Origin of the sequence: Klebsiella sp. AqSCr (assembly GCF_008452795.1) — a bacterium.
Classification (GTDB): Bacteria; Pseudomonadota; Gammaproteobacteria; order Enterobacterales; family Enterobacteriaceae; genus Klebsiella; species Klebsiella pneumoniae.
This window is the reverse complement of the sequence record NZ_MJDM01000005.1, coordinates 252884-264451: the sequence shown is the minus strand read 5'-3', so window position 1 is coordinate 264451 and position 11568 is coordinate 252884. Positions and strand designations below refer to the sequence as shown.

At 46.6% G+C, this 11568-nt stretch carries 10 protein-coding genes and 2 pseudogenes; 6 read left to right on the top strand and 6 right to left on the bottom strand.

Features of this window, described 5'->3' with window-relative positions:
- Positions 1-8 precede the first annotated feature (8 nt).
- Complete coding sequence (locus BHE81_RS05065) at positions 9-1037, bottom strand: Mal regulon transcriptional regulator MalI (RefSeq protein ID WP_004148253.1); 1029 nt, start codon at positions 1035-1037, stop codon at positions 9-11.
- A 172-nt stretch (positions 1038-1209) separates the two neighbouring features.
- Between BHE81_RS05065 and malX the strand changes: the two are divergent.
- The 5 genes and pseudogenes from malX to BHE81_RS05035 form a co-directional block, all read left to right on the top strand.
- Positions 1210-2340: pseudogene (gene malX / locus BHE81_RS05060) on the top strand (PTS maltose transporter subunit IICB); the annotation flags it as partial.
- Positions 2341-2425: 85 nt separating this feature from the next.
- Positions 2426-4195, top strand: a complete 1770-nt coding sequence (locus BHE81_RS05055) for a recombinase family protein (protein ID WP_013096884.1) — start codon at positions 2426-2428, stop codon at positions 4193-4195.
- A 558-nt stretch (positions 4196-4753) separates the two neighbouring features.
- A complete protein-coding gene (locus BHE81_RS05045) occupies positions 4754-5515 on the top strand; it encodes a lysozyme inhibitor LprI family protein (RefSeq protein WP_023280005.1) in 762 nt (253 codons plus the stop codon).
- Complete coding sequence (locus tag BHE81_RS05040) at positions 5505-5873, top strand: hypothetical protein (RefSeq protein WP_023280004.1); 369 nt, start codon at positions 5505-5507, stop codon at positions 5871-5873. The genes BHE81_RS05045 and BHE81_RS05040 overlap by 11 nt, the downstream gene beginning before the upstream one ends.
- Positions 5857-6453, top strand: coding sequence for a hypothetical protein (locus BHE81_RS05035; RefSeq protein ID WP_016537359.1), 597 nt, complete (start codon positions 5857-5859; stop codon positions 6451-6453). The genes BHE81_RS05040 and BHE81_RS05035 overlap by 17 nt, the downstream gene beginning before the upstream one ends.
- A gap of 157 nt (positions 6454-6610) precedes the next feature.
- Here BHE81_RS05035 and BHE81_RS05030 read toward each other — a convergent pair whose 3' ends face one another.
- The 5 genes and pseudogenes from BHE81_RS05030 to BHE81_RS05015 all read right to left on the bottom strand — a co-directional run bounded on the left by BHE81_RS05030 (position 6611) and on the right by BHE81_RS05015 (position 10235).
- The gene (locus tag BHE81_RS05030; RefSeq protein WP_000549951.1) at positions 6611-7300 is read right to left on the bottom strand and encodes a VIT1/CCC1 transporter family protein; all 690 of its coding nucleotides are present in this window, start codon (positions 7298-7300) and stop codon (positions 6611-6613) included.
- A gap of 134 nt (positions 7301-7434) precedes the next feature.
- Positions 7435-8016, bottom strand: a complete 582-nt coding sequence (locus BHE81_RS05025; protein ID WP_001004932.1) for a cytochrome b/b6 domain-containing protein — start codon at positions 8014-8016, stop codon at positions 7435-7437.
- A gap of 94 nt (positions 8017-8110) precedes the next feature.
- Positions 8111-8341, bottom strand: a pseudogene (locus tag BHE81_RS28595) (IS3 family transposase); the annotation flags it as partial.
- 463 nt (positions 8342-8804) lie between these two features.
- Complete coding sequence (locus BHE81_RS05020; protein WP_013096889.1) at positions 8805-9179, bottom strand: cytochrome b562; 375 nt, start codon at positions 9177-9179, stop codon at positions 8805-8807.
- 117 nt (positions 9180-9296) lie between these two features.
- On the bottom strand, positions 9297-10235 hold the full coding sequence (locus BHE81_RS05015; protein ID WP_001198019.1) for a cation diffusion facilitator family transporter: 939 nt from the start codon (positions 10233-10235) through the stop codon (positions 9297-9299).
- Positions 10236-10930: 695 nt separating this feature from the next.
- On the opposite strand from BHE81_RS05015, the gene BHE81_RS05010 reads away from it, so the two are divergent.
- Complete coding sequence (locus tag BHE81_RS05010; RefSeq protein WP_007890845.1) at positions 10931-11545, top strand: recombinase family protein; 615 nt, start codon at positions 10931-10933, stop codon at positions 11543-11545.
- The last annotated feature ends 23 nt before the right edge of the window (positions 11546-11568 follow it).

Below are 11568 nucleotides of genomic sequence, written 5' to 3'. Positions count from 1 at the left end.
CGTCTCCCTCATTTTCGCGTCACCAGCCGCGGGGGCATAATCTGGTTTCGCGTCTCGCCAGTCCCCTCTTCCAGCCGCCGCAGCATCGAATCCGCCAGGCTTTTCCCCATCTCCCGCGCCGGGGTGGTCACCCAGGTGAGGGGCAGGTCGTCGAGGGCGGCCTCCGGCACGTCGGCAAACGCCGCCAGCGCCACTCGCTGCTCAAAGTAGCTCTCGACGCCATCTTCCCCGCTCTGTCTTCCAGCCCGTAACAGACCGAACCACGCGCCGGTGGCTACCACGTTGTTGTAGCACAGCACCGCGGTAATGGTCGGATTCTGGCGCAGCAGGCCGGTCATCGCCTCCGCCGCCTGCTTCTGACTGGACTCGCACTCCAGCACCCATTCGCTGTGAAACGGCAGGCCGTATTTCAGCAAGGTGGCGCAATAGCCGCCGACCCGCTCGGCGCGCGTCAGCGAAGCACTCTGCCCGCCGAGCCAGGCGATCCGCTGATGGCCGCGGCGGATAAGATGCTCCGTCACCAGCTGCGCCGCCTGCATGTTGTCCGGGCGGATCAGGTCGACATCGTCAAGATAGCTGGCGCGGGAAGCAAACACCAGCGGCACCCCCGCCTCCGCCGCACGCTCGCGCAGCTCGCTCCCGCGGTCGATCGCCCCGGCGATAATCACCCCGTCCACCCCCTGCGCCGCCAGTGTATCAAACCGCTGGGCCATCTTCTCGCCGCTGCGGCCTCCCTGGGTGAGAAATACCATTTTCCCCTGCCTCTCCAGGGCATCGGTGAGGCCGGCGGTTAATTCAGCATAAAACGGTTTTGACAGGTCGCTGACGATAAGGCCAATCACCCCGCTCTGCCCACCGCGCAGCGAGGCCGCCTGACGATTGCGCACAAATCCCAGCTGTTCGATAGCCTGATTAACCCGCTCGCCGGTGGCGCTGGAGATGCGCCCTTTGCCGCTCAGTACCAGTGAAACGGTACTCACGGAGACGCCGGCAGCCAGCGCCACATCATTGATGGTGATCTTTTTTGCGATTGCCATAACCTGCTGGCTGACTCCCTTGCCTGTCGATAAATCGTTTTATCATTGTGCGATCTTTATAAACCTTATTATCGCTTGAATATGTGATTTTTATCGCACTAAAAAGTGATAAAACGTTTTATCTTGCCGTGGCGTTAGTTCTCCCGACCACTTATGAATCAGGAACCGTGCTATGACGGCGAAAACAGCACCAAAAATCACCTTATGGGAATTTTTCCAGCAGCTGGGAAAAACCTTCATGCTGCCCGTAGCGTTGCTCTCGTTTTGCGGGATCATGTTGGGGATCGGCAGCTCGCTAAGCAGTCACGATGTTTTGACTCTGCTGCCGTGGCTGGATATGCCGCTGCTGCAGGCCATCTTTATCTGGATGAGCAAGGTCGGCTCCTTTGCCTTCAGCTTCCTGCCGGTCATGTTCTGTATCGCCATCCCGCTGGGTCTGGCGCGAGAGAACAAAGGCGTCGCCGCCTTCGCCGGCTTCGTTGGCTACGCGGTCATGAACCTGGCGGTCAACTTCTGGCTGACCGCGAAGGGTATTCTGCCCACCACCGACGCCGCGATCCTGAAGGCCAACAATATCCAGAACATTATCGGCATTCCGTCAATCGATACCGGGATCCTCGGGGCGGTGATCGCCGGAATTATCGTCTGGCTGCTGCATGAACGCTTCCATAACATTCGCCTGCCGGACGCCCTGGCCTTCTTCGGCGGCACCCGCTTCGTGCCGATCGTCACCACCGTGGTGCTGGGGCTGGTTGGGCTGGCGATCCCACTGGTGTGGCCAGTCTTCGCTATGGGGATCAACGCCCTCGGGAAGATGATCAACAGCGCCGGCGATTTTGGGCCGATGATCTTTGGCACCGGCGAGCGACTGCTGCTGCCGTTTGGCCTGCACCATATTCTGGTGGCGCTGATCCGCTTTACCGAAGCCGGCGGCACCCTCGACGTCTGCGGCCACAGCGTCAGCGGCGCGCTGACCATCTTCCAGGCGCAGCTGAGCTGTCCGACGACCCACGGCTTCGCCGAAAGCGCCACCCGTTTCCTGTCGCAGGGTAAAATGCCGGCATTCCTCGGCGGCCTGCCGGGAGCCGCGCTGGCGATGTACCACTGCGCCCGTCCGGAAAACCGACATAAAATTAAAGGCCTGCTGATCTCCGGGGTCATCGCCTGCGTGGTCGGCGGCACCACCGAGCCGCTGGAGTTCTTGTTCTTGTTTGTCGCGCCGGTCCTGTATGTCATCCACGCGCTGCTGACCGGTCTCGGCTTTACCATCATGGCGGTGCTCGGGGTAACCATCGGCAACACTAAAGTAAAATACACCTCATTAAGAATTGAGGCGTAAAAACAGCTATACCTGTCGCCCCAATGGATTACCAAGGAGGTGATGACCAATGTCTGCACATGTTACAATCTTAAGAAATACAGTACTTCCAGTGAAATTCAATACCATGAATCGTCCACGCTTATATTCATATATCCGTTACTCCAGCGAACGACAAGGTAAAGGTAGTTCGATTGAGCGTCAGAAGAGCTACATTGCTGAAATGGCAAAACAGATTGCTACTGAGTACGATCTGGAGATTTTCGAGGAATACCAAGATTTAGGGGTATCCGCGTACAAGGGTAAAAACGTTCAGGAAGGAGCTTTATCGGATTTCATAGACCAAGTTGAATCCGGTTTGATCCCAAAGGGGTCTTTCCTCTTGATTGAATCCCTTGATCGCTTCTCACGCCAGAACGCCATGCAAGCGGTTAACCTTTTCACCAGCTTATTACTTAATGGCATCACGGTAATTACCGGGATTGATAAACAGGTTTACAGACAGACTGAAGTAAACACCGAGACATTGCAGCAACTGATGTTTAGCGTGATGTTGTTCAGCCGTGCAAACGAAGAAAGTTCAACCAAATCACACCGCACCATTGCAAGTGCTCTGTCCAAGATCAGACGTCACCAGGAACGGAAACCAGGTGATCCTGTAGTCGCAATTAAAGAGTTAGGCTCGGATAAATGGTGGACAGATTCAAGTACTGGATATGTCAATCCGCATCCAGTCCTGTTCCCCATAGCAAAAAAAATTATCCAGTTAAAACAAGACGGTTGGTCAAATCGGATGATCCTTCAACATCTGAAAAACAACTACGATGGACCGGTTATTGGCAACAAAAAATCAAAAGGTATATGGAATATGCAGCATTGTTCCAGAATCCTTGAACCTGCCATTTATGGACGAAAAGTAATCACTGTAAACAATGCAGAATACGTTCTGGATGATTATTACCCTGCGATCATCAGCAAAGATGAATATGAAGCGTTAAAGCTCCAAGTTGGAAACAAAGGATTTGCCCCGAATCGCGAGAGTAATCCAGAAATACCATTACTTTCCGGTATTGGTATTTTGCACTGTGCGCACTGCTCATGTTACATGGTTAAGGCTAAATCAACCCTTAAAAACCATCCACATGCTTACCGTTACCAATGTGCATCCAGAGATTTACATCAAGATTGTAATAAGTGGGGATTCAGGGCAAGCACCCTTGAAAGGACGATTTTACAACTAATAGCCGATAGAATATTCTTACAGACGAAATATCAACCATCTGGTTTAGAAGGGAAAATAGCGGACATACAATCGCAAATTGAGAACTATGTATTGGCTATAGGTTCAGCTAAAAGCCCTGAGATCATTAATAGCCTCACTTCGCAAATTGATCAACTAGAACAAGAAAAACAAAGTCTGATAGTGGAAAAAAGACTATACGATGAATCAATCGTGCAAATGAACACTGAAGGTTGGGACAAGTTCAGGAAGTTTGACATTGATGACGCACTTAACCCTTTACGCACAAAAATAAGAGCAAACATTAAGACCGTTATTATGCGCGTAGATTGCTCCAGAATAGATAAGAAACACAACTTGTTTACCATCACATACCGCGATCAGCATAAACAGCGTATCGTTATCGAAAACAACTCAGGCTGGAAGAAGGGTAAGATTTATGTTGAAGCGCAGACTATCAACGATATTCAAATTCTTGAATCTGAAGGTTTGATACTGCATGACCATATTGACATATTGATCAACCGAGACAAGTTCATGACGGAAGCGAAAAAACGACTAGATCATCCCCGAACACTGATCGATGAACTGACGGAATAAAGGTAAGTGTTAGTGCCATTGTAAAATTGCCCCACAGAAATGTTAGCGTAATCCATCGCTATATAGCCATGAATCGCTCTGTATCTTGTCAGAGCGATTAAAGCAGACTTCAGGCATCGTTCAATATAAAACCCCCGTAAAACTTGATACAGAGCGTTGTAGAGCAAGGGTTCAAAATTACATCGTATTCATTCTGTCTACGAACTGTACTTATTGCACCGCTCCTTATCGAAACACCTCTATGGTTGCCGGAAACCCCGCACAAAGTAGATTGTTATGTCTTTCAATCGCAGTATTCAAGACTAACCGCTGCCCGCCGCCCGACGTTAACACCAAGCATATGAACCATTTTAAAACCCTTTAAAAATAATACCCTTCGCATCTTCCCCCTCTTCTCCCCATGTTAATCGATCGTTTTTACAGATCAATTATACGATATTGATAGATTTCATAGATCAATGTAAGATCATGATTCTTCGGTTAGTGTTTCTCGTAAACAAGACTCACGGAATGAATACTCTGTCCACGATGGAGTGCGAAAGAAAGAAGGTATCCAGAATGACAATTCTTATTAAAACGTTAAAAATCATGGCGTCAGGTGTTGTTTTCGTTTCAGGTTTAACCACCGCCTCCAGTACCGTGTATTTCTTGCCAGAGGCAAAATCAATGGGTGTCGCCAGCAGCGACAAAAACGCACTGATGTTTCTCGGGATGGACAGGGATGTAAATCTGAAGGGAATATGCTTCGCGATGACAAAGCAATCATCATCAATCGTTCCGCTGGTAGATATCACTGCTACAACTGATAACGGCAGATTCACGATGCACGGGTTACGCCCTAATGTCAGTGATTCTAAAGAAGTCGCTTGTTCCTTCGGGTCCGAAGCTGGTGATTTCTTGACTGCCATTTCGAAGTCAACAACCGTTAACGTGAAGCTGGACTTCAATGGCGAGATCCGCAATTACAGTTTCGACACTACAGAGTTCGGAAAGGTATTGACTGCGAATGGGCAAGCCGTGGGGGAAAAAGCAGCTAAAGACTACGCTCAGGGAGTACGTGCACCCGTTTTCTATAGCAGCGGTAGCGAAGCTCCCAAAAACAATGCAGTAACCTCAAACGTCGATACACACAGTTATAAAGCAAGCGATGAGAAACTTAATTCGGTCTGGAAAAGCCTTAGCCCTGAAACCCGAAAACGATTGCTTCCTTCTCAAAGAGAATGGATAAAGCACAAATCCGGCTGCAATAATGAACAGAAATGTCTTACCGACATGACGAACAATCGCATTCGTGAACTGGAGTCTGAATATGGAAAATAATGCACTGACTTTGGTTTTAAAAAACGATTGGGTAGCATCGTCTTCTGGTAATACCTATACCGGAAAATACACAGTTGGACGGTTTCACCTGACAGATGCGTTCATCGTTGTGTATATGAAGCTGATACATGGAATTGAAATACCCGATTTATGGGTCAGTAGCAGTTTCACTAACATACCAGATACCGATACCCGTAGGGTTATGTATATGGAAGGCTGTGATATGTTATCGAAAGATACAATGAACGAAATCCGTAATGCAGTGAAGTCCCCGCCTGACAAGCTGAAAATATATCGTAATGGAGAGCGTATTGTTAAGATAGAAGTTATGGAAGAACGAAATGAAATCACCCTATGAACGTTATATTAAAATAGCAGTCATAACCGTCGCAATAGCCTACGGCATCAATCTCCTTTACGGGCTGACGCCCCCCCCATATCAGCCTAAAACCCCCGAAGTGAAGGCCAAGGTAAATGCTGATACCGTAACTCAGCAACAACCTGAGCAACCATCCAAACCATCGATAATCGATATACTTCCGCGAATGTATACAACAGGGGAAGTTTATGCGCGGTTTGAACAACATGAATTCAGGGCAACAAATGACTTCAAAAAATGTCAGTTAATGGTAACAGGAAAAATAACTGGTATCGGTACTGTTACTTTCAGAAAAAATCCTGTAGTAACATTGGGTATTCCCGGTTCAGATGAAGGCCTGAAGTTCATATTTGAAGATACGAATTACAATAACGATAAAGTTGCTGCATTGAATATTGGGGATCTGATTATAATCGCCGGGAAGAATGCACGACCTGGAACCTTTGGTGGTATCTTTCTTGATGACTCGAAGATAATGACTGATATGATTTCAAAGAAGAAACGACAAATTTTGGTTGTCAATGGTGGCGTTTACGACCGGGAAATTTGCCAGAAGTAGCGTTGTCCTTGCCCTTGAAATGGAGGGGGAGAATCCCCTCCATCACCCCTTCAACAGGTATTGGCGCAAGCAGGAATCGAGTTTGAAGGGAGCTGCATTGCAAATTGTTTTGCGAAGCATCGCCAGTAAGATGGTACTCGAATTGTGCTTCATAACATTAAAGCAGGGCCTGCCCTGCAAAATGACCAATCCCCATAGACAAAAGCATAGCCATGGTACTCCAGAACGTAATTCTTATGATCGCCCTGACAGGAGAGGCTTTACTCAAAACCGAAGATATATAGCCAAGGACCGCCAGTGAAAAAAGGGTGGAAAGGATTATCAACAAAAAAGCCAGTTTCAGAGGGGAGAGCCATGCCACGATTAAGGGTAACACCGCACCAGCGGAAAAACTCAGGGCAGAAAAGACAGCTGCCTGTAGGGGCTGTGCAGAATTTATATCCGTCAACCCCAGTTCTTCACGGGCATGAGCATCCAGGGCATCTTTGACCATAAGTTGCTCCGCAACCTGCCGGGCAAGCTCTGGCTCCAGTCCACGTTGCATATAAAGTGAAGTCAGTTCCCGCACCTCTCCCTGATAATCAGTTTCCAGCTCCCTTTTTTCCTGGGCAAGTGCTGCGTTTTCGGTATCCGCCTGAGATGAGACGGAAACATATTCCCCTGTGGCCATTGACATAGCTCCGGCAACCAGTCCTGCAACACCTGCAAGTAAAACACCGGAAGGACTGCTATTTGCAGATGCAACCCCAAGAACAAGGCTCGCTGTCGAAACAATTCCGTCATTTGCCCCCAGTACAGCTGCCCTCAGCCATCCCACTTTTTCGATACTATGTCGTTCAAGATGCATATATTTTTTCCTTCAAATACGCATACTCATCGGAATTACGGATAAATAGAAAATGCATTGACGGATAAATGCGCGGTTATAGTCTGTTTTAGCCAACCATTACAGGGCATCTTATCCATCATAAACCTACAGCACTATTCGGTAACGGGATTTTTCCTTTGGCTACGAACGGTGAGGAAGATATGCAGCAACCCCATCGCACCATGTGCCCAGAAATAGGTTTCAATAAATACAGTCAGAAACTTATGCACATGCAGGACGGTTTCTGTCAGCACAGGTGACGTGCCAAGAGCAGTATTGAGAGCAAACCAGAATCCACCACATAATGCAACGCCCAATAGTGCAAGTACACCAAGCCCCTGAACCAGAGCAGCAATCCCACCAGCATGAGCTTCAGGAAGACGGAATGATATCAGCATTTTGATATCTTCAACCACACCTCGAAAATCAAGGACCACCCAGGCAAAATAGTAACGAAATCCTCGTTGTGTCAGCATCCATGCAAGCATGACAAACCCAAGGACAATCAGTGATAACCCAGTGATAACATGGAACCATGTTACGAACCCAGTGAGAGTATAGTCACTAAGCGCATCGCTTTCGGTAAGGTTTGAATTAATAATCTGCAATAAAATCAATACAGCTACGATGATATGCAGCACACGTAGAAATGGTGTGTTTTTGTGAGGAAGAGCATTACGTAAATTTTCGTTCATAATTTAGCCACTTTTTTAAGGTTGGTTGACCACTCAATATTATGCCTTTTTATTAATGATAACCTTAACTTCTCAAAACCAAGATGCACTCAGTAATATCCAAACCATGTTCAAAGGCCCAGTACTCGACAGGTAAATTCAGGTTCCTGAGTGGTTCTTATCGTCGCCAGATAGCCACGAAACAACGCAATGCTGTACAGAATGCTTATATCTGAACGCTTGAAATTCCAAAAGCGACGTGGATCGTACGGCACTTAATCCGACGACCGATGAAGAGTGCAGCCATGACAAAATCCATTCACCAAGCCACATTAGGTGACGTCGGAAATGATCTTCTTACGGCAAAGCACATGGCTTAGAATCCCTGTTCCAGCCTCGAAGAGGATACTGATGATTTATTTGCCGGAAAAAAGCATCTTAATGAGGGTCTCATACCGATGATGAAGACATTACGGGCATCAGTGTGTTAATCAACGGGGAGCAGGTCATCATGACCAACAAACAAAACACAGACTGACGCGTGACCACCAAATATAATTTGGCCCCCTGAATCCACCCCGCGCAACACCAATAGGTACTTAACTTATGTTGAGGCAACAAACTAAAATATGTAGCATTGATAATGCATGTTTGTTACCCCAACATTTTTATATGTATTTTGCAGATAAGATAACGTTGTGAAATTTCCTCACCAGTGCATAGCTATCTGCTTGATTACAGGCACGTGTATCATGTCAGTTCAGGGATATCTTTCCAGCATATCTACCTTCACCGAATAATTCCCGGTCTTAGTCAACACCTAGTTTATTGTGGTATTTTCTCATCAGACTGCCTAGTTTCTGTGCTGCAATTTTCCCGGCGTCAAGACCTTCCTTCTCAGCGGTACTTTCAACGGCAGTTACCTCATCAATTAGAAGTGACATGCCTGCAACATACGTTTCCCTGTCATACCCTTCTACAGGGCTGTTCAGGATGGACTCTGCTGTTGCTTTCAGTTCCCGCATATCTTTCCTGAAGGATGTAACGTCCTCCTCCTTAAGTGCTGCGCGGTAGCTTTTATTCATCATCTTCATGGCATGTTCAACACCGTCAGAACCAGCCATTACACAGGGGGATAAAAGAAGGGTGGCTCCTATCACAACAGTACGCATAATTTTTCTCATAATAGCCTCCATATTGTTTACTCTCGTTTTCACAGTCAGAAGGGGTAATATTGCGCAAAAAAATAATCCCTTCCCAATCTTCTCAAAAAACAGCAGCATTCATATTATTTTTCAGGATTATTTGCCCCCGCAACCAGGACTATTATCACCTTTAAAATAAGGGTCAACATGTGTCATAACATTTAAAACATGATGATTATCTAAAACTGATTTCCTGGCCAAAACAGCAATGTCATGTCCTACTTTCACTGATAAATCACCATCAATTTCCAGATGAACATCAACCACAACAAGGTCCCCCATTTTTCTGGTCTTGAGGTCATGGATGCCTTCGACCCCAGGCGTGGACAATAATGTTGTTTTTATACTATTTTCAGTTTCAATATCCACGGCCCTGTCCATCAAGTCATGAAGCGAATCTGACATAAATGAATATCCCATTCTGGTCACAATCAGTCCCACAACCAGTGCAGCTACCGGATCAAGCAATTTAAACCCTGATAAACTACCAATAATACCAATAGCCACCACCAAAGATGAGGCGGCATCAGAGCGGGCATGCCAGGCATTGGCAACCAGCATAGTGGATTTTACTCGGGTTGCTACTGCCAGCATATAGCGAAAAAGAAGCTCTTTGATAACCAGTGCGGCTAAGGCCACCCACAGAGCAACAATATGTACCTGAGGAATATCATCTGGTTGTTGCATTTTATTTGCTGCTGACCATAACATCCCGATGCCAACAATGAATAAAATTGTCCCCAGAATTAATGATGCACCATTTTCATAACGATGATGCCCGTAGTGATGGTCATCATCGGGATTTTTTTTACTTTTATGATTAGCAATAAGCACCACAAAGTCTGAAACTAAATCAGACAGAGAATGGATACCATCCGCAATAAGCCCCTGAGATCCGGAAAATACGCCAGTAATCACTTGCCCGGATGTCAGAAAACAATTAACAAGCACACTAACCCATGTGCTTTTACGGGCCGCGAGGAAACGCTCATGAGAACTAATATCAATATCATCCGTAAGTTTGTTTACCTGCACCTGAAACTCCTAATAACAGCATCTACAGTTAATACTAAGCAGCCAATACTACCCGGCCAAGTTCAGTTTTGGTATATGAAATTTTGAGGTACTGTGGTGAAAATATAAAAATGGTGAGATTTATTCCTGTAAAGACCGCGCCATGGTGGCGATAACATCTATTTATCATAACGCCTGAACATTAATTTATTCTGAACAGAAGAGAGAAGAAAAGTTGACAGTTATCACAACTATACACTTACGCCCAGTGTGGATGGGTTCAACAAACTAAAATTGCAAACCCGATTAACTGAGGAATTGAGCGCTCTCGAAGAGGAGTTGCTTTCGGGTAGCTGTCAACCATTGCAAAATGGTAAACAACATCCTTTGGGTCCCCAACTGTGTGGCCACTGTAGTGACTGTGGTGGGTGATAGAACTGGTCACATTGATGCCAGACTTTTTCGTGCCGCATGTATGGCACACTGAATTTGATTAAGACCTGCTGAAATGAAACCGGAGTGCTTCAGCTACAGAAACTGACCAAATCGTATACCCCAAGCAAGATCTGAATACCATCCGAACAATATCTCTTTTAGGTATACCTGATAAAGACCATGACACACAGTATCAATAGGGTTAAATTTGACTCTATTGACAATAAAAACACGCACTGTATCATATGGGTATCAATTTAATACTCAAAAGAGAATGCATAATGAATGTCCGTATCTATTGCCGTGCATCTACCGAAGGCCAACATGCTGATCGTGCATTAGTTAGCCTGCGCGAATTTGCGCAAAGCAAAAACTGGCAAGTAGCCGGAGAATACATTGAGAATGCCAGCGGTGCGAAGCTGGAACGTGTGGAACTGATGCACCTACTTGCCGAAGCACGGCCTGGCGATTTGCTTCTAATTGAAGCGATTGACCGTCTCAGTCGTCTTCAACATGAAGAATGGGCTGAACTCAAAGCTACGCTGAACAGTAAAGGACTGGTTATTGTTTCGATGGATTTGCCAACAAGCTGGCAGATGGTTGAAATGTCTGGTAACGACCTTACTAGCGGCATTCTTCGGGCAGTCAATGCTATGCTGATCGATATCCTTGCGACAATGGCACGACAAGATTATGAAACCCGCCGTAAACGCCAGGCACAGGGGATCGAGAGAGCAAAACTGGCAGGTTTGTATACGGGGAAAGAAAAAGATATGGAAGCCCGTGAAACTGTTCGCGAAATGCTGGCGCAGAATGTTAAACCAGCCCACATCATGAAAGCGGCAGGTATCAGCCGCGCCACCTTTTACCGAATCAAGAAAGAGCTTTTGTGTTAAAAACGGACTTGATAACAGTATTT